Annotated in this window: 18 protein-coding genes; 9 read left to right on the plus strand and 9 right to left on the minus strand. The window is 71.6% G+C overall.

Going from position 1 to position 26,553, the window contains the following annotated elements; genetic code table 11:
- Nucleotides 1-59 precede the first annotated feature (59 nt).
- Nucleotides 60-2,861 carry a preprotein translocase subunit SecA gene (secA, locus tag KIK05_RS01450; protein ID WP_214408653.1) on the minus strand — a complete coding sequence of 934 codons (2,802 nt, stop codon included), beginning with the start codon at nucleotides 2,859-2,861 and terminating at the stop codon, nucleotides 60-62.
- A 295-nt stretch (nucleotides 2,862-3,156) separates the two neighbouring features.
- Between secA and KIK05_RS01455 the strand changes: the two genes are divergently transcribed.
- The gene (locus tag KIK05_RS01455; protein WP_214408654.1) at nucleotides 3,157-3,444 is read left to right on the plus strand and encodes an HGxxPAAW family protein; all 288 of its coding nucleotides are present in this window, start codon (nucleotides 3,157-3,159) and stop codon (nucleotides 3,442-3,444) included.
- 176 nt (nucleotides 3,445-3,620) lie between these two features.
- Nucleotides 3,621-4,889, plus strand: a complete 1,269-nt coding sequence (locus KIK05_RS01460; protein WP_214408655.1) for a winged helix-turn-helix domain-containing protein — start codon at nucleotides 3,621-3,623, stop codon at nucleotides 4,887-4,889.
- A 126-nt stretch (nucleotides 4,890-5,015) separates the two neighbouring features.
- On the opposite strand, the gene KIK05_RS01465 is transcribed toward KIK05_RS01460, so the two are convergent.
- The 6 genes from KIK05_RS01465 to mtrA all read right to left on the minus strand — a co-directional run bounded on the left by KIK05_RS01465 (nucleotide 5,016) and on the right by mtrA (nucleotide 12,680).
- On the minus strand, nucleotides 5,016-5,720 hold the full coding sequence (locus KIK05_RS01465) for a response regulator (RefSeq protein ID WP_214408656.1): 705 nt from the start codon (nucleotides 5,718-5,720) through the stop codon (nucleotides 5,016-5,018).
- A 139-nt stretch (nucleotides 5,721-5,859) separates the two neighbouring features.
- The gene (gene hpf, locus KIK05_RS01470) at nucleotides 5,860-6,537 is read right to left on the minus strand and encodes a ribosome hibernation-promoting factor, HPF/YfiA family (RefSeq protein ID WP_214408657.1); all 678 of its coding nucleotides are present in this window, start codon (nucleotides 6,535-6,537) and stop codon (nucleotides 5,860-5,862) included.
- 731 nt (nucleotides 6,538-7,268) lie between these two features.
- Complete coding sequence (locus KIK05_RS01475; protein ID WP_214408658.1) at nucleotides 7,269-8,033, minus strand: ComF family protein; 765 nt, start codon at nucleotides 8,031-8,033, stop codon at nucleotides 7,269-7,271.
- Between the two features lie 410 nt (nucleotides 8,034-8,443).
- Nucleotides 8,444-10,180 carry an LpqB family beta-propeller domain-containing protein gene (locus KIK05_RS01480; protein WP_214408659.1) on the minus strand — a complete coding sequence of 579 codons (1,737 nt, stop codon included), beginning with the start codon at nucleotides 10,178-10,180 and terminating at the stop codon, nucleotides 8,444-8,446.
- Between the two features lie 25 nt (nucleotides 10,181-10,205).
- Nucleotides 10,206-11,963: an MtrAB system histidine kinase MtrB gene (gene mtrB / locus KIK05_RS01485; protein ID WP_214408660.1), complete on the minus strand. Its 1,758-nt coding sequence runs from the start codon at nucleotides 11,961-11,963 to the stop codon at nucleotides 10,206-10,208.
- Nucleotides 11,964-12,002: 39 nt separating this feature from the next.
- Nucleotides 12,003-12,680, minus strand: a complete 678-nt coding sequence (gene mtrA, locus KIK05_RS01490; protein ID WP_214408661.1) for an MtrAB system response regulator MtrA — start codon at nucleotides 12,678-12,680, stop codon at nucleotides 12,003-12,005.
- 305 nt (nucleotides 12,681-12,985) lie between these two features.
- Here mtrA and KIK05_RS01495 point away from each other — a divergent pair, with 305 nt between their 5' ends.
- The 5 genes from KIK05_RS01495 to KIK05_RS01515 all read left to right on the plus strand — a co-directional run bounded on the left by KIK05_RS01495 (nucleotide 12,986) and on the right by KIK05_RS01515 (nucleotide 18,770).
- Nucleotides 12,986-14,368 (plus strand): DUF7847 domain-containing protein, encoded by a 1,383-nt coding sequence (locus KIK05_RS01495; protein ID WP_214408662.1) that lies wholly within the window; start codon nucleotides 12,986-12,988, stop codon nucleotides 14,366-14,368.
- Complete coding sequence (locus KIK05_RS01500; RefSeq protein WP_308249692.1) at nucleotides 14,365-15,027, plus strand: DUF4129 domain-containing protein; 663 nt, start codon at nucleotides 14,365-14,367, stop codon at nucleotides 15,025-15,027. The genes KIK05_RS01495 and KIK05_RS01500 overlap by 4 nt, the downstream gene beginning before the upstream one ends.
- A gap of 34 nt (nucleotides 15,028-15,061) precedes the next feature.
- Complete coding sequence (locus tag KIK05_RS01505; protein WP_308249693.1) at nucleotides 15,062-16,234, plus strand: DUF4350 domain-containing protein; 1,173 nt, start codon at nucleotides 15,062-15,064, stop codon at nucleotides 16,232-16,234.
- Nucleotides 16,235-16,302: 68 nt separating this feature from the next.
- Nucleotides 16,303-17,364 carry an AAA family ATPase gene (locus KIK05_RS01510; RefSeq protein ID WP_214408663.1) on the plus strand — a complete coding sequence of 354 codons (1,062 nt, stop codon included), beginning with the start codon at nucleotides 16,303-16,305 and terminating at the stop codon, nucleotides 17,362-17,364.
- The gene (locus KIK05_RS01515) at nucleotides 17,364-18,770 is read left to right on the plus strand and encodes a DUF58 domain-containing protein (RefSeq protein WP_214408664.1); all 1,407 of its coding nucleotides are present in this window, start codon (nucleotides 17,364-17,366) and stop codon (nucleotides 18,768-18,770) included. The genes KIK05_RS01510 and KIK05_RS01515 overlap by 1 nt, the downstream gene beginning before the upstream one ends.
- Nucleotides 18,771-18,822: 52 nt before the next feature.
- Here KIK05_RS01515 and KIK05_RS01520 read toward each other — a convergent pair whose 3' ends face one another.
- The gene (locus tag KIK05_RS01520; protein ID WP_214408665.1) at nucleotides 18,823-22,437 is read right to left on the minus strand and encodes a WD40 repeat domain-containing serine/threonine protein kinase; all 3,615 of its coding nucleotides are present in this window, start codon (nucleotides 22,435-22,437) and stop codon (nucleotides 18,823-18,825) included.
- 69 nt (nucleotides 22,438-22,506) lie between these two features.
- Here KIK05_RS01520 and KIK05_RS01525 point away from each other — a divergent pair, with 69 nt between their 5' ends.
- On the plus strand, nucleotides 22,507-25,233 hold the full coding sequence (locus tag KIK05_RS01525; protein ID WP_214408666.1) for an AfsR/SARP family transcriptional regulator: 2,727 nt from the start codon (nucleotides 22,507-22,509) through the stop codon (nucleotides 25,231-25,233).
- Nucleotides 25,234-25,326: 93 nt separating this feature from the next.
- The gene (locus tag KIK05_RS01530; protein WP_214408667.1) at nucleotides 25,327-25,839 is read left to right on the plus strand and encodes a hypothetical protein; all 513 of its coding nucleotides are present in this window, start codon (nucleotides 25,327-25,329) and stop codon (nucleotides 25,837-25,839) included.
- A 109-nt stretch (nucleotides 25,840-25,948) separates the two neighbouring features.
- On the opposite strand, the gene KIK05_RS01535 is transcribed toward KIK05_RS01530, so the two are convergent.
- The gene (locus tag KIK05_RS01535; RefSeq protein ID WP_250562086.1) at nucleotides 25,949-26,506 is read right to left on the minus strand and encodes an XdhC family protein; all 558 of its coding nucleotides are present in this window, start codon (nucleotides 26,504-26,506) and stop codon (nucleotides 25,949-25,951) included.
- Nucleotides 26,507-26,553: the final 47 nt, after the last annotated feature.

Here is a 26,553-nt window from a genome sequence, read left to right on the forward strand (position 1 = left end):
GAGGTCTCGGGGCCGCTGTGGATCTAGGGGCCGGCCGAGGGGCTCGGCCTCCCTGGATGTCAGGCCTCGGCGTTCTTCGGGTCGCCGTGGCAGCGCTTGTACTTCTTGCCCGAGCCGCAGGGGCAGGGGGCGTTGCGCTCGACGTTGCCGTACGCGGCGCGCTGCTCCGGCGTGCTGCGCACGCGGGTCTGCTCGACCTCGCCGCTCTCACCGGGCGCGGTGTAGATCATCTCGCTCGGGCGCTGCGGGCGGCGCAGCGCCTTGGAGATGATCGCGCCGACCTCGCCGGTGACGGCGTCCTGCGGGACCTCCTCGACGATCGGGTTGTCCTGCACCTCGACCTCGAGGTTGAACAGGTAGCCGACCGACTCCTCCTTGATGCCCTCCAGCATGGCCGCGAACATGTCGAAGCCCTCGCGCTGGTATTCGATCAGCGGGTCGCGCTGGGCGTAGGCCCGCAGCGCGATGCCCTCCTGGAGGTAGTCCATCTCGTAGAGGTGCTCGCGCCACTTGCGGTCGAGGACCGACAGGATGACGCGCCGCTCCAGCTCGCGCATGGTCTCGGCGCCGAGCTCCTCCTCGCGCCGGTCGTACGCCGCGAGCGCGTCGGTCTTGACCCACTCGGTGATGAGCTCGGGCGTGAGGTTCTCGCGCTCGCCGCCGGCCTCGCGCTCGATCAGGTCGTCGACGGTGCCGGTGATCGGATAGAGCTGCTGGAACGCCTTCCACAGCTTGTCGAGGTCCCACTCTTCGGCGAAGCCCTCGGAGGTCTCGCCCTTGACGTACCCCTCGACGACCTCGGTGACGAAGCCGCGCACCTGCTCGCGCAGGTCGGCCCCCTCCAGGACCCGGCGGCGCTCGGCGTAGATCACCTTGCGCTGGCGGTTCATGACCTCGTCGTACTTGAGGACGTTCTTGCGGATCTCGAAGTTCTGCTGCTCGACCTGGTGCTGCGCCGAGGCGATGGCCTTGGACACGATGCCCGACTCGATCGGGACGTCCTCGGGGATGTTCAGCCGCGTCATGATCATTTCAACGCGGGCGGAGTTGAACAGCCGCATGAGGTCGTCTTCGAGCGAGAGGTAGAAGCGGGACTCGCCCGGGTCGCCCTGACGACCGGAACGGCCGCGCAGCTGGTTGTCGATACGCCGGGACTCGTGACGCTCGGTGCCGAGGACGTACAGGCCGCCGAGCTCGGTGACCTCCTCGTGCTCGGCCTTGACTGCCTCCTTGGCCTTCTCGAGGGCCTCGGGCCAGGCCTTCTCGTACTCCTCCGGAGTCTCCGACGGCGACAGGCCGCGCTGCTGCAGCTCCATGGACGCGCGGAACTCGGGGTTGCCGCCGAGCATGATGTCGGTGCCTCGACCGGCCATGTTGGTCGCGACGGTCACGGCGTGCTTGCGGCCGGCCTCGGCGACGATCGCCGCCTCACGGGCGTGGTTCTTGGCGTTCAGGACCTCGTGCGTGACGCCGAGGCGCTTGAGCATCTTGGACAGCCGCTCGGACTTCTCGACGGAGGTGGTGCCGACGAGGACCGGCTGGCCCTTCTCGTAGCGCTCCTTGATGTCCTGCGCGCAGGCGGCGAACTTGGCGTCCTCGGTCTTGTAGACGACGTCGGCCTGGTCCTTGCGGACCATGGGACGGTTCGTCGGGATCGGGATCACGCCGAGCTTGTAGGTCTGGTGGAACTCGTTCGCCTCGGTCGCGGCCGTACCGGTCATGCCGCCGAGCTTGGCGTAGAGGCGGAAGTAGTTCTGCAGGGTGATCGTGGCGAGGGTCTGGTTCTCGTCCTTGATCTTCACGCCCTCTTTGGCCTCGATGGCCTGGTGCATGCCCTCGTTGTAGCGGCGGCCGTGCAGGACGCGGCCGGTGAACTCGTCGACGATCAGGACCTCGCCGTCGACGACGATGTAGTCCTTGTCCTTCTTGTAGAGCTCTTTGGCCTTGATCGCGTTGTTGAGGAAGCCGACCAGGTGGGTGTGCTCGGGCTTGTAGAGGTTGTCGATGCCGAGCCAGTCCTCGACCTTCTCGACGCCGGTCTCGAGCACGCCGACGGTGCGCTTCTTCTCGTCGACGATGTAGTCGCCGGTGCTCTCCTCGCCGTCCTTGCCCTCGACGCCGCGACGGAGGCGGGGAACGATCTTGGCGAACTCCTGGTACCACTTGCCCGACTGCTCGCCCGGGCCGGAGATGATCAGCGGCGTGCGGGCCTCGTCGATGAGGATCGAGTCGACCTCGTCGACGATGGCGTAGTTGTGGCCGCGCTGCACGCACTCCTCGAGCGACCAGGCCATGTTGTCGCGCAGGTAGTCGAAGCCGAACTCGTTGTTCGTGCCGTAGGTGATGTCGGCGTTGTACTGCTTGCGGCGCTCGTCCGGCGGCATGTTGGCGAGGATCACGCCGGTCTCGAGGCCCAGGAAGCGGTGGACACGGCCCATGGTGTCGGCGTCGCGCTTGGCCAGGTAGTCGTTGACCGTGACGACGTGGACGCCCTTGCCGGAGATCGCGTTGAGGTACGCCGGCAGCGTACAGGTCAGGGTCTTGCCCTCACCGGTGCGCATCTCGGCGATGTTGCCGAGGTGGAGCGCGGCGCCACCCATGATCTGCACGTCGAAGTGGCGCTGGCCGAGGACGCGGCGGGCGGCCTCGCGTACGGCGGCGAACGCCTCGGGAAGCAGATCGTCGAGCGACTCGCCGTCGGCGTGGCGCTGCTTGAACTCGTCGGTGAGCGCGCGCAGCTCGGCGTCGGACAAGCTGGTGAAGTCGGCCTCGATGGAGTTGACCTGCTCGGCGATCCGCTTCAGCTTACGCAGAACCTTGCCCTCACCGGCGCGAAGGATCTTGTCGAGAATGGCTGGCACTTTGTGTAAAGCTCCTCGCAGGTCTGTACCGCGGCCCGACGGCCGGGACATGAGGACGAAACCTTAGTTCCCCTCAGCCATGGTAGGCGGTTTCACCACCGGACACAGCCACCGTCAACGACGCTGTCGGAGCTCGGAAGGTTCCCGTGTTCCCTCCGCTGGGCCCCTTTACACGGGTACGGCCTGCGGGAGGGGGCATCACGTTGTATATCGTGCGACGTTAAGGGGAGGGAACCTTTGCCTCGTGGCCTCCCTCGAGACGGCACGCTAATTCGTAAGGAAACAAGGAGTCAGGATGGCCGAGAGCGCACCGGCACAGGCACACGGCGGACAGTCCCATGCGGGACGCCCCACCTCGTGGCTTGCCGTCACCGTGATCCTCCTGGGGTTCACCATCGGCGGAGTCGCCCTCACGATGGGCCCCAACTGGTTCCTGTTCTGGGTCGGCGGCGGAGTGATCGTGGTCGGCGGCATCCTCGCTCTCGTCTTCGACGTCTTCTCCGATGTCATCGAGGACGCTCCCCGCGAGATCGCCGTCCAGGAGCACCACTCTCCGTTCGAGCGCCACAAGGGCCACGCCTGAGCACCGCCCAGGACCGCTGACAGGGTCCCGGGGCCGGGCAGGGCTTCCGAGCGCACGGCCCCCATCGGCGTCCCGGCCCGGGACGCCATGCCGGACCGCGACCTCGAACCGGCCCGCCGTCCTCGGGATGAAACCTGCGTAGCCGTTTTGTCGGTGGCGGGCTCTACGATCGGGGCATGCCGAACCGTCTCCCCGCCCCCACGCTAGAGCTCTCCGCCGACGAGGCCCGTCGCATCATCCTGCGCTCACAAGGGTTCCTCGGCGCCGACTCCCGCCGGGGCGGAGTGGCGGCCATGCTGCGCCGCCTCGGGGCCGTCCAGCTCGACACCATCTCGGTCCTGGCCCGCTCCCACGAGCTGGTGGCGTACGCCCGGCTCGGGCCCGTGGGCAGGGCCAAGGTCGAGCGGGCCTACTGGCACGACCCCGCTCTCGCGTTCGAATACTGGTGCCACGCCGCCTGCATCCTGCCGATCGACGACTGGCCGCTCTACGCCTTCCGCCGCCGGGCCTACCGCGAGCGCCGGTTCCGCTGGCACGAGGTGCCGCCCACGATCGACAAGGTGCTGGAACAGGTCAGGAGCGAAGGGCCGCTCACCACCACCGAGCTCGGCGGCGCCAAGAACGGCGGCCCATGGTGGGACTGGTCCGACGTCAAGATCGCCGTGGAGTTCCTCCTCGACATCGGCGAGGTGGTCTGCACGCGCAGGGTCGGCTGGCGGCGGGTGTACGACCTGGCCGAGCGCGTCGTCCCCGCCGGGCTGCTCCAGCAGGAGCTCACCGACGAAGAGTGCGTCGTCCGGCTGGCGCGCGTCGCGGGCGCGGCCCTGGGCGTCGCCACCCGGGCCGACCTGGTCGACTTCCTGCGGGTGCGCGGCGCCCACGCGGCAATGCTCGACCAGGCCCTGCTCGACGGCACTGCGGGGCTGGTCCCGGTGCGAGTCGCCGGCTGGCCCGGCGTCCGGGGCGCCTCCGGAGACGGCGCCCGCCCGGCCGCGTCCGCCGCGAACGCCTGGGCCGATCCCGCCGCGCTGCAGACCGCGCCCCGGGGACGTCACCGCACCACGCCGCTGTCCCCCTTCGACTCGCTGGTGTGGGACCGCGCCCGCACCGAGCGCGTCTTCGGCTTCACCCACCGCCTGGAGGCCTACGTGCCCAAGGCCAAGCGGGTGCACGGCTACTTCACCATGCCGGTGCTGGCGGGCGGGCGTCTCATCGGCCGGGTCGACCCCGCCCGCGAGGGCACGACGTTCGTCGCTCGCCAGGTGGGGTTCGAGCCGGGCGACGGCCGCACGGGCGGGCCGGTCCGGGCCGCCGCCGTCGAGGCCATGGCCGAGGCGCTGTGGGAGGCGGCGGCCTGGGTGGGCTGCGACGACGTACGGCTCGAACGCGTCGGCACCCCCGAACTGACCGCCCCTCTCGAGGCCGCCCTACGCGAGAACCGCTGACCACGCGATCGATCGAGGCCGCGAGTCCTCAATGCCAGAGGACCGCCCCCGCGTTCGGTCGCCCGCGTCCGTATCGTCCGGGCTCGGTCGTCCTTCTCGGTCGCGGCCCCCGGGCTTCGGGTCCGGTCAGGTGATCTCTAGCAGGCGCTCCCGCACGGCGTAGACCACGGCTTCCATGCGGGAGTGCAACTGGAGCTTCTCCAGGATGTTGCGCACGTGGTTCTTCACCGTGTTCTCCGAGATGAACAACTGCTTGGCGATCTCGCGGTTGTTCATGCCCTTGGCGACCAGCCGCAGCACTTCCATCTCGCGATCGGTCAGCCGGGGCACCGGGAGCTGCGGAGGGCGTTCGGCCTCCTTGCGGCTCATGTTGGCGAACTCGGTGATGAGCTTGGCCGCCATCGCCGGATTGATGAGCGACTGGCCTTCGTGGACGCCGCGCACGGCGTCGGGCACCTCGTCTATCTGTACGTCTTTGAGCAGGTAACCCGTGGCTCCCGCCTTGATCGCCTCGAAGAGGTCCTCCTCTTCGTCGCTCACGGTCAGCATGATGATCCGTGCGCTCGGAACCGATGCCCTGATGGCCCTGGTCGCCTCGATGCCGCCCTGACGGGGCATCCGGACGTCCATCAGAACGACATCGGGCAGGAGGCGGTCGGCGATCTCGACCGCCTCCTGACCATCGCTCGCCTCGCCGACCACTTCGATGTCCGGCTCCGCGGCCAGCGCGAGCTCCAGGCTCCGCCGGATCAGCGCGTGATCGTCCACGATCAGCACGCGGATCGGCTCGTCCCGCCCGGAACGGCCGGCCGTTTCGTCGGTCTGCGTCACGCCTCCTCCTCGTGGGGAGCCAGAATCGCACCAAGTAGATCGATCTCTACCGGGCGACGCTCCCGCGCCGTCGGAACCGCCATCATTACACGGCTTTCCGGTGCGCGGGGGTGGTCGAGAGGATCATCGAACGCGTTGGTTACTGTTCCTCGAGCCGCAACACGCCGTACGCGTAGCCGACACGCCGGTACACGACGCTGGGATGCCCTGTCTCCTTGTCCCTGAACAGGTAGAAGTCATGGCCGACCAGCTCCATCTCCAGCAGTGCCTGGTCGATGGTCATGGGGTCGGCTTTGTGGAACTTCTCGCGGACGACGAGGGGCCCGTCGCCGTCCATCTCGATCGGGACGATGGGTTCGGGGTACTCATCTTGCCGGGAAGGCCTCTCGGCGTGCGCGGCCTCGGCCTTCTCCTTAGCCTGCGGCTCCGCCGGCAGCGGCTCTGGCAGCGGCTCGTAGGTCTCGGCAAGGACGGAGGTCAGCTCGGCGACCGATGGGGGGCAATGGTTGCCGTGATGGACCTTCCGCCGGTCGGCCGCCCGTCGCAGCCGTCCTTCGAGCTTGCCGAGTGCGATGTCGAGCGCCGCGAACCGGTCGTCGGCGGAAGCCTCGGCCCGGACCGCGGGACCTCGCGAGTGGATGGTCAGTTCCACCCGCTCGCGTTGGTCGCTGGCCCGCACGTTGGCTTCTTTGGACACCTCCACGTCGACTCGGATGAGCTTGTTGTCCAGTCGTTCGATCCTGGCCAGTTTCGTTGTCACATGATCGCGGAACCGGTCACTCACACTGGTGTGCCGTCCTTTGACGATGATGTCCACAAGGCCCCCCTTCGTCTCGACTGCGAGGAGGGCACCCGTCCGGCCGACCTGGTCTTCGTCCCCACATCCGCCTGCTGAGGGGTTCGCGGCTCCGTGCCACTACTGCCCTTCTCCTCTGACGGAGGACATCTGGTCCTCCGGGAAGGCAGGACTTACCTCTAAGCCGCACCGTGATCGGTCGACGAAGAGTCGCCTTACGTGGGCCGTTTCGCCTGCGGCTGGCATCGGCTAGCCAGCCCGGCCCCCCTGCGGGGGTCGGTCCGGCGCAACCACGGACCCGAACGGGTGCCATGCTCGAACGCTAGTCGCTACCGGGCCGAATGTCAGCCGTGAGGCCGCCGAAACGATCACTTTAAGTGATTTCCGGGGTCTCCGGAGGCCTCCGGGGAGGGGTGCCACGACGGTGACCGCGCCCGGCCCACCAGGGCTTCCGGCGTGCGTTGAGCAGGGGTATCGACCCTGGTGACGACCGTCGGCCGACCCCTCGGGCAACTTCCCGATTTGACCAATTCATTACCCTTCGTAATCTTTTAAAGTCGGCTCCAAACCGGGCGTGTCGCACGTGCCGCGGCCTACGACAAGCCGCCTCGATCACGCGATCGCGCACGCGATCAGCGACCGGCCCCCCACCACCCCGGACCCGCCCTGATGCGATCCCGCGCGCGATCAGCGACCGGCCACCCACCACCCCGAAGTCGGCTCCTGTTGGGCGGATGGGGTGTCGCCGACTCTCAACGGGAGCGGCGAGGGGTGGCGGCGAGCGTGACCGCGAGGGGCACGGCGATGCCCTCACGCCGGAGCGCCCGGGCCGCCTCGGCGAGGGTGGTGCCGGTCGTCACGATGTCGTCGACCAGAACCGCTACGGGCCCTGCGCGCCCCCAGAAACCATCACGACCGGCGATCAAGGATCTCTCGATGCGGAAGGCCTCTTCGAGATTGGCGGCCCTCTCAGAGGCGCTGAGGCCCGCCTGGTCACGAACTCGCCGCCGCTGCTTCAGGACCGGCGCCGCCATGACGGACGATCCACGCGACCGCAGGCACCGCGCCGCCAGCACGGCGAGCCGTCCGATCGGATCATGACCGCGCTGCCGCACCGCCCTGCGCGAACTCGGAATCGGCACGAGCGCGACCGGCCCCAGAGACGGACCGGCGGCCCGCAGCGCTCCGCGGCCGCCGGTCCGCGAGGGGCCACCGGCGGCCCGCAAGGCTTCGCAGCCATCGGCGGCCGCGACCAGAGTGGCGGCCAGGCACTCGGCGAGCGGCCGGGCCAGGGCGGTCCGGCCGCGTTCCTTGTACGCGAGGATCAGCCGGCGGGACGCCCCTTCGTACCGAGCCGCGGACCAGCACTCGGGGAAGCCACGCGGCGCGGGGCTCGGCGGCCTCGGGGACGGATCGTGGGCGAGCTCGCCCAGACAGGCCGGGCAGACGACGGCGCCGGCACGCGAGCACCCGGAGCATCGCGGCGGCAGGATCAGGTCGAGGAAGGCGCTGAACATGCGGCCATCGTCCGGCCCGCCTCCGACAGAACCGCCGGCAGAAGCCCCTTTATCCACAGGCCGGCCTGAACCCGGAAGTTGTCCACAGCCCACTCGGCCGAACCGGTCACCCGCCGCACCCGGCGCCGGATTCACCGCCCCACCCCCCGCCGTACCGGCGCCGAAGGAGAGGCGGCTGGAACACCCGCCAGCCTCAAGAGGGGCGAGCCGTTCCGGGGCGGAAGGGGAAGGCCCGGCAAGTGACAGGAGGGGCGGCGGACCCAAGCCGAAGAAGGAGAAGCCCGAAGCAGCCGGAGCACCACGCCAGACCCAAAAGGGGCGAGCCGTTCCGGGGCGGAAGGGGGCCGGGAAGCAGCAGGAGGGCCGGGGCCGGGCCAGTGGGGACTGGGGGGCTTCGCCGGTGGTGGGGGTCAGCCGAGGGGGTAGGTGGGGGTGGCGGCGGGGGCTTTCAGGAGGGTGGTCCAGAGGCGTTTCTGGGTGTCCCAGATGAGGATCTCGCCATCGGCGGCACCGGCCAGGAGGGGGGCGGTCTCGGGGGCGGCGGCGATGTTCTCGATGTGGGTGGCCGGCTTGGCGGAGTCGCTGCGGATGCCCTGGGTGACCGACCACGGGGTGAGCTCGAGGCCGGACTTGGTCTTGGTGAGGACGAGCAGCGTGTCGGCGTCCCGCCACGCGATGTCGACGATCTTCTGGTCCTCCACGGCCGGGACGAGCGGGTGGAGGTTCTGCACCGCCCAGGCGGTCCTGTTGATGGAGCCGACCAGGACCCGCTGGCCGTGCCCGTCGTCGCAGATCACCGCCACCCTGGCGCCGTCGCGCGCCACGCGGAACGCCGTGACGTCGGTGGACTCCAGGTCGGGGGCGCTCACCGGGACCTGCCGCGAGGGGTCGTGCGCCCGCAGCACCTGGGACTTGCGGGGCCCCTGCCTGGACACCGACCAGACGTCGCCGTAGCGGTCCCAGGACGGCGCGGTGAGGTTGGTGCCCTCGATCCAGCGCTGCCACTGGCTGCCCGGTGAGGTGCCGGTGACCCAGATGCCGCCGGTCTTGTCGACGGCGGCCGCCTTGGCCAGCTGGTCGTTGGAGATGGCGAGGCCGGTGAACTGGTGGGTGCCGGGCGCCCCGGCCCCGGGCACCGCCGGGTTGCCGCTGTCCTTGTCGATCACGTGCAGCCGGCCCTGTTGCAGGTAGTACGCCTCGGGGTTCCCAGAGAGCACGTCGGGGTCGAAGTTCTCGTACTGCCGCGGGTCGATGACGAACGGCCCGCCGGGGAACTGCTCGCCGTTCACCTGGACCTCGATGCGGCGCGATTCGGTCAGGGGCTTGAGCGTCCAGGAGAGCTGGGCGGACAGCGCCTCCTTGTTCTCCTGCTCCTGGACGGAGTCGACGATGCCGTAGGTGAAGTCGACCACGACGGTGTCGCCCTCGACCGAGACCTTGTTGACGTCGACGTTCGGCCCGAAGGCGGACTCGACGGCGCCGCGCAGCGGGGTGGTCGGCCCCTCGGTCAGCCGGTGGACCAGCGCCTTGGCCAGCCCGACGCCCGGGTTTATCGACACCCGCACCTGGTCGGCGACGAGCCCCGGCGAGTGGTAGGCCGGGTAGTACAGGCTGAAGGACCGGTAGGCGCGCTTGAAGTCGTCGTTCGACAGCAGCAGCCCGGGCGGGGCGGACGAGATGCGCCACTCGCCGCCGACCTTCACCAGCGTGAAGCCTTTGTTCAGCTCGTTGCCGGAGGAGGCGTCGTTCGGCACGTAGTGGTTGTCGGTGTCGAGGGTGCCGAGCAGGTTGCCCTTCAGCGTCACGTGGGCCTGCTGGATGTCGTCTCTCGACGCGTCGCTCTTCGCCTCACCCTGGTCGTAGACCGTCACGCTGTCGAAGGGGCTCCAGGTGCGCTGGGCCTCTCCGGTGAGGTACTGCCGGGCGACGGTGCGCAGGGGGTCGTCGAAGCTCGCCGCGGCGGCCAGGAAGCCGTCGACGATGTCGATGGGCGAGGCCTGCGGCTTGGGCGCGGAGGCGATGATACGGACGTACGGCTGGCTGAGCGGGTCGCCCTGGCCCTTGCCCCGCGCGGAGAAGATGGCGCCCCCGGTGGGCGCGCCGGCGCAGGACGCCGAGGTCACCGCGACGATGATCAGGGCCAGCACCCGCGGACCGCCTGAAAACCGGCCTCTAGTCGCCATCGAAGCCCCCTTCGATCGCCGGGGAGAGAACAGGCGTGGCCTGCCCTCTCCAGGTGCGCCGCATCTCGACCTCCGGCGGGACGAGCGGCAGCGGGGACCCCCGCAGCTCGGACCCCGCCTGGCGGGGAAGCGACAGCCGGAACTGCGACCCCTCGCCCGGCATGCCCCACGCCTGGAGCCACCCGCCGTGCAGCATGGCGTCCTCGCGGGATATGGCGAGGCCGAGACCGGTGCCGCCGATGGTGCGGGCGCGCGAGGGGTCGGCGCGCCAGAACCGGTCGAAGACCATGTTCTCCTCGCCGGGTTTGAGGCCGACGCCGTGGTCGCGTACGGCGACCGCCACCGCGTCGCGGTCGGCGCCGAGGGTGACGACGATGTCGCGGCCCTCGCCGTGCTCGATGGCGTTGAACAGCAGGTTGCGCAGGATGCGCTCGACCCTGCGGCTGTCGACCTCCGCCATGCAGGGCTCGTTCGGCAGCCGCAGGTCGAGCCGGGTGGTGTTGCGCTCGGCCAGCGGCTGGGAGTCGCCGACCGCCCGGAGCACGACGTCGCGCATATCGACCGAGTCGATGTCGAGCGTCGCCGCGCCCGCGTCGTACCGGCTGATCTCCAGCAGGTCGGCGAGCATCGACTCGAAGCGTTCGAGCTGGTTCTGCATGAGCTCGGCGGAGCGGGCCGCGGCCGGTTCGAAGTCCTCGCGGCTCTCGTACAGCAGGTCGGCGGCCATGCGGACGGTGGTCAGCGGGGTGCGCAGCTCGTGGGAGACGTCGGAGACGAACTGCCGCTGGACCTGCGACAACTCCTCCAGCTGATGGATCTTGAGCGCGAGGTTGGACGCCATCTCGTTGAACGACGTGGCCAGGCGCGCGAGGTCGTCCTCCCCCCGGACCTTCAGGCGCTCGCTCAGCTTGCCGGCGGCGAGCCGCTCGGCGGCCTGCCGGGTGAGGCGTACCGGCGTCACGACCTGGCGCGTGACCAGGGACGCCACGGCGGCGAGCAGCAGCACCAGGGCGACGCCCACCACGACCAGCCACTGCTGGACCTGGGAGAGGGTCTTCACCTCCTCGTCGAGCGGGAAGAAGTGGTAGACCTCGTAGTCGCCGTAGGGGTTGGGCACCAGGATCCCGATGACGAGGCCCGGCACCGGCTGCGCGTTGCCGAGGTAGTAGATCGGGGTGTACTGGGCCTGCGGCTCGTCCTTGTTCTGCCGCACCTTGTCGCGCAGCTTGCCGGTGACGGTCCTCGGGTCGACGGGGCCGGTGGCGCGGTCGCGGCCGACCTGGTCGGCGTTGAGGATCAGGACGTTGTACCTGGAGTCGGCGCGGCGGCTGAGGGCTTCGGCCGCCTGGTCGAGCGGATTGCCCGGGGTGGTGTCGGTGCCGTCGTCCGGCTGGGTGCCCGCCTGCTTGCTCACGGCGACGAGCGGCTGGCTGAGGTAGCTCGCCACCGTCGCGACGTTGGCCACCGACTCGGCCGTGGCGGAGTCGAGGCGCCCGCGCCGCACCGCCGTGTCGATCATCTGCATCAGGAAGACACCGAGCACCACCACGACGGTCATGGAGATGACCAGCGTGCTGGTGACGACCCTGAGCTGCAGCGAGCGCCGCCAGAAGCGGCGCACCCGCCCGGCGGCACGCCGAGCCCGCCTGCGGGCGCCGCGCACGATCTGGCGCGGCGTCCGCCGGGGCTTGGTCTTCGGCTTCGGCCGCCCGGCGGCGCGGGCGGTGCCGGATGTCGGGGGGGCCATCTCAGGGTCCGAGGTCACGCCGGGACGCGGCGGGGCGGCCTACGCCGGACCCGCCTTGTAGCCGACGCCGCGAACGGTCACGACGATCTCGGGGTGCTCCGGGTCCTTCTCGATCTTGGCGCGCAGCCGCTGCACGTGGACGTTGACCAGGCGCGTGTCGGCGGCGTGGCGGTAGCCCCACACCTGCTCCAGCAGCACCTCGCGCGTGAACACCTGGCGCGGCTTGCGGGCGAGCGCCACCAGCAGGTCGAACTCGAGCGGGGTGAGGTTGACGGTCTCGTCCTCGCGCTTGACCGAGTGACCCGCGACGTCGATCGTGATGTCGCCGATCTGCAGCACCTCGGGCGTGGGCTCGTCGGTGCGGCGCAGCCGCGCACGTACCCGCGCGACGAGCTCCTTCGGCTTGAACGGCTTGACGATGTAGTCGTCGGCTCCCGACTCGAGGCCGAGGACCACGTCGATGGTGTCGCTCTTGGCCGTCAGCATGACGATCGGCACGCCGGACTCGGCGCGGATGCGCCGGCACACGTCGATGCCGTCGGCCCCGGGCAGCATCAGGTCGAGAAGGACGAGGTCCGGCCGCGTGTCGCGGAACGCGTCGAGCGCCTTGTCCCCGTCCGAGACGAACGACGGCTCGAAGCCCTCCCCCCGAAGGACAATGCCGAGCATCTCGGCGAGAGCGGCGTCGTCGTCGACGACCAGCACGCGTCCTTTCATGGCCCCTCATTCGTTCTGCACTGTATTGAAGGTTGAGGCGAAAGCCGTACGACCGACCGCAGGCTACCCGTGAGTCACGCGTGGGTGATAAACGATCGAACATTAGCGTCGCCAAAAGCCGAATTTTAGGCGCACGTTACGGAACCCGCCAATGATCTGGCCCTATGAGCCTGTCGCGTGGCGTGGCGCGTCCCCCGTGCGGCCCCTCCCCAAGTGTGCTCCAAACCGGTCGTATTCGGCCATCCCCGGCAGTGATCGGGTCGGGGGCCATCACGAAGACCTGCGCGACATGCCAGGATTGGGATATGTCAGACGGTCACGGCTCCACGCCCGAGACGCCTCCCGGGTGGGCGAAGAACCAGCCCCCGCCGTACACCGGTCAGGGCCCCACGCCGTGGACCGCGCCCGGTGACGCTCCCCCTCCCTCCGGGCCCGCCCCCTCCGGTGACGGCCGCGCGGGCGCCCCTCCGCCCTACGGTCCCGCGGGCCAGGCTCCGCCGCGGGGCCAGGGGTACGGGCCACCCCCGGCGGGGCCCCACGGCGCCCCCGGCCAGGGTCCGTACGGCGGGCCGGGACCGGGGCCGTACGGCGGGCAGCCGGGCCCGGGGCCGTACGCCTACGGGCAGCCGTACGGCTTCCAGCCGCCGCCGCAGGCGCCGCGGCCGGGGATTATCCCGCTGCGCCCGCTCGGCCTGGGCGACATCCTCGACGGCACGATCAAGCTGATCCGCTCCAACCCCAAGGCGACGCTGGGCCTTTCGGCCATCGCCGCCGCGGTCGGCACACTGCCCGTGGCGATCGGCCAGGCCATCTACTACAAGTCCGTCGGCGGCATGGTCACCGACCCTCTGGGCGGCAGCCGGAGCACCGAGGTGTCCCTGGACGGCGCGTTGGCGCAGCTCGGCGGCTCGGTGGTGGGACTGATCATCCAGTTCTTCGTGGTCACGATGCTGACCGGTGTGCTGACACGCGTGCTCGGCCGCGCGGTCTTCGGGGGCCGGATCACCATCGGCGAGGCCTGGCGGCTCACCAGGTCGCGGCTGCCCGCGCTGTTCGGCCTGGCGTTCCTCACCGGCCTGATCATGCTCGTGCCGATCGTCGTCGCGGTGCTGCTGATCGTCGCGGTCGTCGTCGCCGGCGCGGAGCCGGTGGCCGTGATCGGCGTCGGTCTGCTGCTCGTCCTGTGCGTCGTGGCCTACGGGCTGTTCTTCACCACCCGTTTCGCCCTGGCCGCCCCGGCCGTGGTGCTCGAGCGGCGCGGCGTGATCGAGGCGATGCGCCGCTCGTGGCGGCTGGTGGACGGCGACTTCTGGCGGGTGCTGGGCATCATCCTCCTGACGCAGCTCATCGCGGCCATGCTGGGCGGTATCCTCTCGGTCCCGGTCAGCCTGGTGGGCGCGGTGCTCGCCATCGGCGGCCAGGGCAGCCTCGGGATGGTCGTGGTTACGGCGGTGTTGTTCACCGTCGGCGGCATCCTCAGCGCGATGATCACCTATCCCATCCAGGCGGGGGTCAACGGCCTGCTCTACACCGACCGCCGGATGCGCGCCGAGGCCTTCGACCTCGTGCTGCAGACCGCCGCGACCGAGCAGCAGCGCCAGGGCTGGGTGTCGGCCGCCGCCGACGACCTCTGGCACCCGTCCCACGCGGCCGGGCCGAACGGACACGGCGGCTACGGAGCACCGTGACCGTCGCAGAGCTGGTGAACGCCGTCGTCCTGGACGACATCGGACGCGAAGAGGCACGCCGCAAGGCGGTCGAGGAGCTGGTCAAGCCCGAGTACCAGCAGGAGTCACTGCCGGAGCGCGTGCTGCGGCTGATCCGGGAGTTCGTGGACAGCCTGCTCGACCAGGCGCCCGGCGGCGTCCCCGGAGGCGTGGTCGCCCTCGTCGTCGTCATCCTCGTCGTGGCGGGCCTGGTCGCCCTGATCGCCTGGCAGGCCCGCAAGGCCACCCGCAGTCACCGGCTCGGGGGCGAGGAGCTGTTCGGGGCGCGGGAGCGCACGGCCGAGGAGCACCGGGCCGAGGCCGAGCGGCTCGCCGGGCAGTCCCGCTGGGCGGACGCGATCCGCGAGCGGCTGCGGGCCATCGCCCGCGACCTGGAGCACCGGGCGATCGTGGCGCCCCAGCCGGGCCGTACGGCCGACGAGCTGGCCGAGACGGCGGGGCGGGAGCTGCCGCCGTTCGCCGTAAGGCTGGCCACGGCCGCCCGGCTGTTCGACGACGTGACGTACGGCGAGGTGCCGGGCACCGCCGAGGGCTACCAGACCATGGCGGCGCTGGACGACGACCTGCGCGCCACCCGCCCCGCCGCGTCCGCCCCCATGGCCACGGAGGCGGCCCGATGACCACGACGGCCTCGATCACCCGAGGAGAGGGCCGGTGACCCTGTCGGCGCCCGAGCAGGCGGTCCCCTCGCTCTCGACGTCTCCCACGGCGAGGAGCATCTGGCGCGGCGGCCGCGGATTCCTGGTCTTCGGTGTCCTGGTGGTCGCCGTCGCCGTCCTCACCGTGCTGATCACCGGCACCTCGGCGGAGGGCCGTGACCTGGATCCCGCCGGCACCTCGCTGAACGGCGGCAAGGCGCTCGCCGAGATCCTTCGCGGGCGCGGTGTACGGGTCGAACGGGTCTCCACGGTGGCCGACGTCGAGCGCCTCGACGGCGCGGGCGCCCAGCTGCTGCTGACCGACACGACCCACCTGAGTGAGGACGACCTGCGGCGTCTGGCCGCCACCCGGGCCGACCGGCTGGTCGTGGGACCGTCCGTGGACCAGTCCCTCCTGCCTCCGGGCCTCCAAGCCGAGCAGACGGCCGCATCCCGCTCCCGCGAGCCGATGTGCGACCTGCCGGCCGCCGTGCGCGCCGGGAGCGCCCACACCGGAGGGGTGTCGTACAGGCCGCCGCGGGGCGCCGTCGGCTGCTACCCCGACGGCAAGGGCTTCACCCTCGTGCGCCAGACCACCGGCTCCGTCGTCACGACGGTGGTCGGCGACGGGGCGTTCATGTCGAACCAGCGGCTGGCGGAGGACGGCAACGCCGCCCTGGCGATGAATCTCGCGGGCGCGCGGCCCGTTCTGATCTGGTTCGTCGCCCCCGACCGCCCGCAGGCCAGGCCGGGCTCCGGGCGCGCCACGCTCGGCGAGCTGATCCCGCCGGGGGTGCCCTGGGCGGTGCTCCAGCTCGGCGTCGCGCTGCTGGTGGTGGCGCTGTGGCGGGCACGCCGTCTCGGCCCCGTCGTGGTCGAACGGCTGCCCGTGGTCGTCCGGGCGGCGGAGACGGTGGAGGGGCGCGGGCGCCTCTACCGTGCCCGCCGGGCCCGCGACCGGGCGTCCGCGACACTGCGCGCGGCCTGCGTCTCACGGATCGCACCGCGGCTGGGGCTGTCCGGCGACGCGACCTGGGACGAGGTCGTTGCCGCGACCGCCCTGCGCACCGGGCAGGATGCGGTCTGGGTGCGTTCAGTCCTGTACGGCCCGATACCGGCGGACGACGCCGGGCTCGTCGCCCTGGCGGGCCACCTCGACACCTTGGAAAGGCAGGTACGAGAGCCGTGACCACACCTCCGCCTGGAGGCCCCGCGAGCGGAACGCCCGGTCACCCCTGGCCTCCCACGCCGCCCCCCATGGGCGACGCGCCGGCGCCGCTCGCAGGGGACCCGTCCCGCACCGTGCCCGGCGGCCTCCCGGCAGCGCCGGCGCCGAACGCGCCCGCTCCGGCGCCCCAGCCCGGCGAGCCCGTACGCGACGGCGCCCGGGACGCGCTCGGGGCGCTGCGCTCCGAGGTCGCCAAGGCGGTCGTCGGACAGGACGCCGTGGTGACCGGCCTCGTCATCGCCCTGCTGTGCAAGGGGCACGTGCTGCTGGAAGGCGTGCCGGGCGTGGCCAAGACGCTGCTGGTCCGCACGCTGGCCGCCACCCTGGCCCTCGACTTCAAGCGGGTGCAGTTCACCCCCGACCTGATGCCGGGCGACGTCACCGGGTCGCTGGTCTACGACGCCAAGACCAGCGAGTTCGCCTTCCGCGAGGGCCCGATCTTCACCAACCTGCTGCTGGCCGACGAGATCAACCGCACGCCGCCGAAGACCCAGGCCGCCCTGCTGGAGGCCATGGAGGAGCGCCAGGTCAGCGCGGACGGCGCGCCGATGAAGCTGCCCGAGCCGTTCGTCGTGATCGCCACGCAGAACCCCATCGAGTACGAGGGCACCTACCAGCTCCCCGAGGCGCAGCTCGACCGGTTCCTGCTCAAGCTCACGGTGCCGCTGCCGCCGCGTGAGCAGGAGATCGCCGTGCTCGAACGGCACGCGCTCGGCTTCGACCCCAAGGACCTGTCCCACATCAGGCAGGTCGCCTCGGCGGCCGACCTCGCCGCCGGGCAGGCCGAGGTCGCCAAACTGCACGTCGCACCCGAGGTACTGGGGTACGTCGTCGACCTCGCCCGGGCGACCCGGATGTCCCCGTCGCTGCAGCTCGGCGTCTCCCCGCGCGGCGCCACCGCGCTGCTGGCGGCGGCACGGGCCTGGGCGTGGCTGTCCGGCCGCTCCTACGTCACTCCCGACGACGTCAAGGCGCTGGCCAAGCCGACGCTGCGGCACCGCGTCCAGCTGCGCCCGGAGGCCGAGCTCGAGGGCGCGACGCCGGACGGGCTGCTCGACGGCGTGCTCGCCTCGGTCCCGGTCCCCCGCTGATGGCGCTCACCGGCCGCGCCGGGCTGATCGCCGCCCTCGGGGCCGTCGCCGTGCTGTTCGCGCCGCGCCCCGGGTACGCCGTGCTCGGCCTGCTGCTGTTGCTCGGCACGCTCGTCGCCGTCGACCTGTTCTTCGCGGGGGCCGTACGGCCGCTGCGGTTCCGGCGCGGCGGCGAGCGGCTCGTACGGCTCGGCGAGTCGGTGGCGGTGGAACTGATCGTGGAGAACCCCGGGCGCCGTCGCGTCCGGGGGAGGCTGCGGGACGCCTGGCCGCCGTCGGCGGGCGCCGCCCCGCGCCACCAGCGCCTCGACGTCCCAGCCGGTGAGAGGCGTCGTCTGGTCACCACACTGACCCCGTCGCGGCGCGGCGACCGCGAGGCGGCCACCGTGACCGTACGGTCGCTCGGCCCGCTCGGCGTCGCCGCCCGCCAGGGCTCCCACAGCGTGCCGTGGAAGGTGCGGGTGCTGCCGCCGTTCCTCAGCCGCAAGCACCTGCCCGCCAAGCTGTCGAAGCTGCGCGAGCTGGAGGGGCAGCACCCGGCGCTCGTGCGCGGCCAGGGCACCGAGTTCGACTCGCTGCGCGAGTACGTCGTGGGCGACGACGTGCGGTCGATCGACTGGCGCGCCACGGCCCGCCGCGCCGACGTGGTCGTCCGGACATGGCGTCCCGAACGCGACCGGCGCGTCCTGATCGTCCTCGACACCGGCCGCACCTCCGCCGGCCGCGTCGGCGCCTCCCCCATCCCGGCCCAGGCAGGCTCGGGGGACGTCCGGGGAACCGGCCCGGGACCCGACGCCGGCCGGAACCCGCCGGGAACCGGTTCCGGCCCGGACACGGCCCCTGGATGGCCGCGGCTCGACTGGTCGATGGACGCCGCCCTCCTGCTGGCCGCCCTCGCCACCCGGGCCGGCGACCGGGTCGACTTCCTCGCCCACGACCGCGCCGTACGGGCCTGGCTGTCGGGGGCGTCCCGGACGGATTCGCTCTCGGCGCTGGTCAACGTGATGGCCCCGATCGAGCCGGAGCTGGTGGAGTCCGACTCCGAGAGCATGGTGGCGGCGATCCTGGCCAGGGCCAAGCGGCGCTGCCTGATCGTCCTGCTGACCGACCTGAACCCGGCCGCGATGGACGAGGGGCTCCTCCCGGTGCTCCCCCAGCTCGCCTCGCGCCACCTGGTGCTGGTCGCCTCCGTGGCCGACCCGCGCGTGGCGGAGATGGCGGCGGGACGTGGCACGGCGGAGCTGGTGTACGACGCGGCGGCCGCCGAGCACCTGCGCGGCGAACGGTCCCGGCTGACCACCCACCTGCGGCGCCACGGGGTGGAGGTCGTCGACGCCGTCCCCGAAGACCTCGCCCCGACCCTGGCCGACGCCTACCTGGCCCTCAAGGCCGCCGGGCGCCTCTGACGCCCTCCCGACGGGTATCGGGCGCGCTCAGAGGGCCGTCGCGGGCGCGGGCTCAAGGACAGACGGCGGCGGGATCGATCTCGGGGACGTCCCGCCTCCACTGCTCCACGTCCGGCCCACCCCCGGCCCGCCGGCAGACCGCCGCCGCCACGTGCCCGGGATCGAGGTCGAAGGCCCGGAGCACCCCATCGGGTGTGGCGCTGTAGAGGGTACGGCCATCGCCGCTGAAGGCCATCGTGATCTCCCGATCTTCCTGAACAGGAGCTTGGAAGATCGTTCCCATGGGCTGACGGCTGATCTCGTCCCAGAGCCTGACACTGCCACCCGCCCAGGAAGCAGCGAGCGTACGACCGTCAGGAGACCATGTGGGAGCCGAGAGGCCGTCCTTCACCGCGGGGAAAGCCTGGCCTCTCGTCGCCCGGAAGTCGGCATCCCAGATCACGATCCGGCCGGTGGCCGTAACCGCCACCACGCGACCGTCCGGGCTGAACGAGTATGTGTCTCCGACGCTTCCCGAGCCAGGCGGAGCGGCGACCGGCGCGAACTTGATCGGGTCCACGAGTGTCAGCCTCGGATACATCTCCGCTACCAGCAGTTTCCCGTCCGGTCGATAGGCCATGAAGTCCGACCCCTTGACGCCGGGGACGAGCCGAACCTGCCGACGTACCAGGTTCCACAGCTCGAGAGGGGGGCCGTAGAGATCGTTGGGTGCGACGGCGAGGGTGGTGCCGTCCGGGTTGAAGGCCATGCTCTCGACTCCGACGGCCCTGCTGTCCGAGACGTGAAAGGAAGTCAGCACCGCACCGTCTGCTGTGTCCACTATGGTCACCCCTGCGCGCGGCGTCGCCTTGCCACCTGTCCCGTCGACGCTTGGCGCGCCGATGGCCAGCCTTGCCCCGTCCCTGTTGAAGGCCAGCGAAGGCGCAGAGAACGAGGCCCCGAGCGTGACGGCCCGCCCTATCTGCCGTCCCCGCTGTACGTCCCAAATGTGTACAGCGCCGTGGCCGTCATAGATCGCGAGGACCCGGCCGCCAGGTCCCAGAAGGGCCCTGCCATCGACATATGAGCCCGGCAGGACCGGTGAGTCGAGCAGCATGCCGACGTCCAGTGTGCGGACGGTTCCGGCGTCCGTCAGGTAGCGCAGGCGATGGTCCGCCTCGTCGAAACGGAGCTTCCCGATCGGCGAGCCGAGTTCGCGAGCGAAAACGATATTGGAATCCGCGGGGCGCAAGATGACCAGGCTGCGGTCAGCCCATGTGGCCACGAATCGGCCCTGATATCCGAAACCGATGAAATCGGCGACCGGCCCCGCGCCGTCCCCTTTCACAGGAGCACCCGAACGCGCCGTCCTCAGCAGAATGCTGATGGCGGTGTTGCCAGGGCTGTTGGGGCTGCCCGGGATGAGAGGGATCGCTCCATCGGCCGCCATGACTCTTGTGACCGCCAGCGTTCGCCCGTCCTCGGCGAAGCGGGCGTCCTTGACCTCCTTCTTGTCGGGGAGCCACTTCGCCGGTAGCCGGTGGCCGGTCTTCAGGTCCCACAGCTCCGCCCGTCCCTTGCCGGTGGAGTACACCAGGCCCAGGCTCTCGTCCGCGTTCACCGCGTCGACCCCGGCTCCGGATCCCGTCTGGATCCTCTTCCGTTCGCCGACGTCCCACCACCTGGCGTCGCGATCAAGCTCGGGAACGGACAGCAGACGCCCGGTGGGATCGAACTCCAGCGGATGGGAGTTGCCGGGGGCGGAACCGGGCCCGAAAGCCTTTCCCGTGGCCCTGCCGGTCGTGACGTCCCAGAGCTGTACGCCCTTGTCGTCCTGGAGGGCGAGCACCTTGCCGTCCGGGCGTAGCCCCGCCTTGGCGACCGACGCGCTCACTCCTTGGAAGCGGCGCAGCCGCCGGTGGGCGCGGACGTCCCACAAGGTCACCTGGCCCGCCCGGACGGCGACGAGGACGTGGCCGTCGTCGCTGGTCGTGTAGATCGTGTCGGCGCTCACCTCCGGGTCGGTGAAGGAGTCGGTGAACGGCTGGGAGCGCGAGTCGTACAGCGCCCCGCGTGACTGCGGGAGGTCCGGGGCGAGCCGCCAGGCCGCGACGCTCATCAGCATCGCCGTCCGCGGGTCGGTGTCGCGCAGGTCGGCGGCGCGCAGCGCCAGCGAGCGCGCGCCGGCGTCGTCGCGCTGCCGTTCCACGATCCGGCGCTGGTATTCGGCGAACCCGCCCGCGGCGAGCGCGAGGACCAGCAGGACGGCGAGCGCCCCCGCCAGCATGGCACGCCGCCGCGACGTGCGCGCCGAGAGCGAGGCGGCCGCGTCGAGGAACTCCCGTTCCAGAGGGATCAGCGTCACGTTGCGGCGCCCGCCGGCCGCCCAGCGGAGCGCGCGGTCGAGGTTGGAGCCGTGCAGGAGGTCGCCGGGTTTCCGCCCGTTGCGGTCCCAGGCGCGGGCCGCCTCCGTCAGCCGCCGGTGGACGGGCAGGCCGTCGCGTTCCGCGGCCACCCATTCGCGCAGCCGGGGCCAGGCCTGGATCAGCGCCGGATGGACCAGGGTGAAGGCGGTGTCGGTCTCGACGACCAGGCCTGCGGCCTCGTACACCGTGAGCAGCGAGGCGGCGGGTCCGTCCCCGGCGGCGTCGGCCAGTTCCTCTCGCGGGACGTGCCTGACCGTCTCGTCGCCGTCCTCGGAGGCGCCGACCATCCGCAGGAACACCTCGGGCGCCACGGCCCGTTCGCTCTCCGACAGTTCCTTGTAGAGCTCCTCGGCGATCGTCCCGAGATCGCGCTCGGAGGTGGGGGCCGTGTCGGGCGGGCGCACGGTGGCCGCGACGCTGCCGCCGTCCGCCAGCAGGTCGTCGCCGGACGGCGGCCGGTGCCCGTCCACGCCGCCGAGCAGGCCGAGCAGGAGGTCACGGGCGGACGGCCGGGCCTGTGGTTCCTGGGTGAGCGCGCCGGCCACCAGCCCTCGAAGCGGCTCGGCCAGGTTCGCGAGGTCGGGCCGGTAACCGAGCACCTGGGTCACGACGGCGAACGGGTCGGCGTCCGGGATGGGGTCCTGCCCGGTCGCGGCGAACAGGACGGTCAGTCCCCACGCCCAGACGTCGGCGGCGGCCGAGGCGTCCTGGCCGGCGAAGAGCTCGGGCGCCATGTAGTTCGGGGTGCCCATCATCGGCCCCGTGGTGGTGCCCGGGACGCCGAGTTGCCGGGCGACGCCGAAGTCGATCACGCGGGGGCCGTCGGGGCCCAGGATGATGTTGTCGGGCTTGAGGTCGCGGTGCACGATGCCGACCTGGTGGATGGCCGTCAGCGCGGTGGCGACCCCGATGGCGAGCCGCACCAGGAGATCGCCTTCGTACGGCCCCGACTCGGCGACCACCTGCCGGAGGTTCGGCCCGGGGACGTACTCGCTGACGATGAACGCCTCGGGGACGTCGGTACGGGCCTCGATCACCCTGGCCGTGCAGAACGACGCCACCCGCTGCGCCGCGGCGGCCTCCTTGGCCAGTCTGGCGCGCGAGGCGGGGTCGTCGAGCCGGGGCACCTTGACGGCGACGCGCTCGCCGTCCTCGCCGTAGGCCTCGTAGACGACTCCCTGGCCACCCGCGCCCAGCCTGCCCGCCAGCCAGTACCCGCCGAGCCGCTGAGGGTCGGACGGCGCGAGCGGCGACAGGGGCATCGGTTTCCTCCCGTGATATTAAAGCTTTCGGCCGTCAGGACGTATGACCCGTGTCACGGGGAGATTGTCATGGAATTTCGGATCATGGGGGCGCTGCGGGTCCAGGAGGGCACGCACGACCGTACTCCGACGGCCGGGAAGCACCGTGACCTGCTGGCGGTCCTCGTGCTGAACCCGCGCCGCCCGATGACGCTCGCCCGCCTGCGTCACCTGCTGTGGCCGAACGAGGACGGCGAGAGATCCGACTCCCTGGTTCGGGGCTACGTCGGCCAGCTGAGGAAGCTCCTCGGCAAGGACGTCATCACGACCGTCTCCGGCACCTACACCCTGGCGGTCGACGACGACCAGATCGACGTGCACCGGTTCCGCGGCCTGGTCGACAGGGGCCTTTCGGCGGCGCGCGCAGGGCACGACGAGGAGGCCCGCTCGCTGCTGGGCGAGGCGCTCGGCCTGTGGCGGGGCGAGGTGCTGGAGGACGTCGACCCCGACGGCCACCGATGGGTCGAGACCCTGGCGATGCGCGAGGAGCTGGAGGAGCTGCGCCTCCTCGCCGTCGAGCGGCGCATCGACCTCGACCTGAAGGCCGGCCACCACCGCGAGCTGGTCGCCGACCTGCGGCAGCTGACCAGGGCGCACCCGATGTGGCAGCGCTTCCACGGCCAGTACATGCTCGCGCTCTACCGCAGCGGGCGGCGGGTGGAGGCCCTGGACGCCTACGGGCGGCTGCGGGAGGCCCTGGACGACGGGCACGCGATCGAGCCCGACCCCGAGCTGCAGCTGCTCTACCACCGGATGCTCCACGACGACGTGTCGCTGCACGTCTCGACGGGGCCGCCCGTGCTCCTGCCGTACGACGTGGCCGACTTCACCGGCCGGGAGAGCCTGCTGGGGCAGCTCGACCGGCTCACCGCCGATCCGCGGGCCCCGGCGCGCGTCGTGGTCCACGGGCAGGCGGGGGCGGGCAAGTCGGCGCTCGCCGTGCACGCCGCGTGGCGGACGCGCGACCGCTTCCCCGACGGCGTCTTCTACGCCGACCTGCGCGGCGACCACGGCCGGCCGGTGAACCCCGCGGCGGTCCTGGAGGACTTCCTGCGCTGGCTCGGCTGCCCGGTGCAGGCCATGCCCGCCACGCTCGAACAGCGGGAGAAACTGTTCCGCACCTACACCGCGGGCCGCCGGCTGCTCCTGCTGCTCGACAACGCCGCGGGCGAGAGCCAGGTGCGTCCCCTGCTCACTTCGTGCCCGGTGATCGTGACCAGCCGCTCCCCGCTCGGTGGCCTGATCGACGCCGTACGGCTGCCCGTGGACGTCCTCGACGACGACGACTCGGTGGCCCTCCTCGTCCAGCTGATCGGCCCGGAACGGGCGACGGCCGAGCCGGCCGCGACGCGCCGGCTGGTGCGCGCCTGCGCCGGCCTGCCGATCGCGCTGCGCATCGCCGGGTCCCGGCTCGCCGCGCGCCCGGCGTGGACGGTCGAGCACCTGGCGAACCTCCTCGACGACGAGCAGCGGCGGCTCGACCTGCTGCACTCGGGCGACCAGACCGTCCGCAGCGTCTATTCGGTGGGCTACGAAGAGCTGCCGGACAAGGCCAAGCGCATGCTCCGCATGCTCGGGGCGCTGTCGGCGCCCGACTTCGCCCACTGGGTCGCCGTCCTGTTCGGCGACGAGGCCGAGACGCTCGTGGACGCGGGCCTGCTGGAGACGCACATGGTGGACGCCGCCGGCCAGGTCCGCTACCGGCTCCACGACCTGACCCGCCTGTACGCGCGCGAGGAGCTGATGGCGCAGAGCGGTGAGGACGCCGTCCGCCATGTCCTCACCGGGCTCATGAGCGTCGTGATGACCAAGGTGCGGGCCTCCCGGTTCCCGCTGGTGTCGGGCGAGGCCGCGGCCGAGCTCGACCGGCCGGCCTTCGCCACCACCGACATCCGCGCCTCGGTGAACTGGCTGCTGGCCGAGCGGGTCTTCCTGACCGCCCTGGTGGACGACCTGCACAAGGCCGGGCTGTGGGACGGCGCCTGGCGGCTCGCTCACCTGCTCACACCGTTCCTGGAGCGCCACCGGTTCATGGACGGCTGGCGGCACGTCGGCGAGCTCGGGCTGGACGCGGCCCGGCAGGCCGGGGACGCCCGGGCCGAGGCGCTCATCCTCCGCGACCTCGGCGACCTCCACCGTGCGGAGCAGCAGTGGGACCTCGCCCACGACCGGCTGCGGCTCGCGCTCGGCATGTTCCTGCGCGCGGGCGGCCCCAGGGATGTCGCGCACACCAGGCGAAGGCTCGGCCAGGTGCTCCTGGAGCAGGGCCGGCTGGCCGACGCCGAGCGCAATCTCACCGCGTGCCTGGCCGAGTTCGACGAGCGGGCCGATCCCGCCGGGGCGGCCGAGGCCCGCCGTGCCCTCGGCACGGTGCTGCACCGGGCAGGACGGCTGGAGGAGGCCGCGGCCGAGCTCGGCAGGGCCGCGGCGCTGCTGTCGTCCCTGGGCGACCGGCATCGGCACGCCGACGCCCTCCTCGACCTCGCCGCCGTACGGCTGTCGCAGGCGCTGGTGCCGGAGGCGAGGGTTCTGGGCCAGGAGGCGAGGAGCATCGCCGTACGGCTCGGCGACCGGCTGCTCGACGCGCACGCGCTGACCACCCTCGCCGAGGTGAACCTCGCCGAGGGTGACCCCGGCCGCGCGTGGCAGCTCGCAAAGGAGGCGCTGGCCGTCTTCGAGAGCACGGGCGACCAGCCGGGACGGGCGCGGGCGCTGGCGGTGATGGACAAGGGCTCGGGCGGCACCGGCGGGCGCTGACCGGCGGCCTCACACGGATTCAACATTTCCTCAACAACCGCCGCCTTACCTTCCTCTCGTCCGCAGCACGACAGCACTCGGAGAGGAACGGACATGACCACCATCACCGCTCGCCTGCGCTCGTCCATCGCCGCCTTCGCCCTGGTCGGGGCGGCTTCGGCCGGGGCGCTGGCGACCGCTTCCCCGGCCGGCGCCGCCACGTCGCCGGCGGCCGCCACCAAGGCCTCCGCGGCCTCGACCGCGAGCACCCTGTCGGCCGTGCGGCGCAACTGCGGGATCGTCACCTGCTCGTGGTACCTGTCCAAGAACAGCACCCGGAACCTCAAGGACCAGCTCGGGTCCGGCACCACGTTCGCAACCGGGGCCGCGTACATGATCTGCAGCAAGATCCCGCACCCGATGGGCATGGCCGTCTGCGCGGCGGCCATCGTCGCCAAGGGATGGTCCGCCGGCCACCACATCGTCGCGGCCGCCAACCGGGGCGGGTGCTTCGTCGCCCGGGTCAACATGGCCTACATGCTCTCCAACATCGCCCCGCTCCAGTTCGCCAAGGGGCTGACCTTCGACGACGTGCCGCTGAGCAACAAGTACTGCGACGCTGCGTGACCTCCTGACACCCCGGAACCAACCTCTCCCCTGCGGGCGGGTGGCGGGCCTCCGCCACCCGCCCGTCCCCCTCACGCCGAGCACGACGATGGCCCTGTCCTGACGACGCTCAGAAGACGAAGCCACCGGGGCGGGCGTTACGGTCGGCGAGGAGGCCGGCCAGGGTGGAGACGGCGATCTCCGGAGGGGTGCGGGAGCCGATGTTGAGGCCGATCGGCCGGTGGATCCGCGCGATCTCCTCGGCCGGCACCCCCAGTTCCGCCAGCGCGGCCACGTGCGGAGCCGTGTGGCGCGGGCTGCCCATCACGCCGATCCAGCGGCATGGGAAGGTGAGCAGTTCGCGCAGCACGGCGCCGAGTTCGGGTCGGTCGTGGTCGGTGACCACGACGTCGGCCGCCCCGACCGGCTCGGATGGCGCCTGTGCCACCACCTCGGCGCCGGGCGGCACGCGGCCCGCCGCCCGCTCGGCGCGTTCCGGGTCCGGCTCCAGCAGCAGCACCCGATATCCGAGATCGACCCCGTAGCGAAGCAGATATTCGGCCACCGGTGAGGCGAAAACGGCGACGAGGGTGCGCTGATCCGTCTCCGCCGCCATCTCTCCGTGGGCGAGGGCGCAGGCCGGATCGGTGTGATCGTGGCGGGAATGGACGTCATGCATGCTGGCCATGACAGCAGTCTTTCACCGCTCCGGCGACCGGGGGGATGCGTCCCGTT

The organism is Sphaerisporangium fuscum (assembly GCF_018531465.1).
In the GTDB taxonomy this organism is placed as follows: Bacteria; Actinomycetota; Actinomycetes; order Streptosporangiales; family Streptosporangiaceae; genus Sphaerisporangium; species Sphaerisporangium fuscum.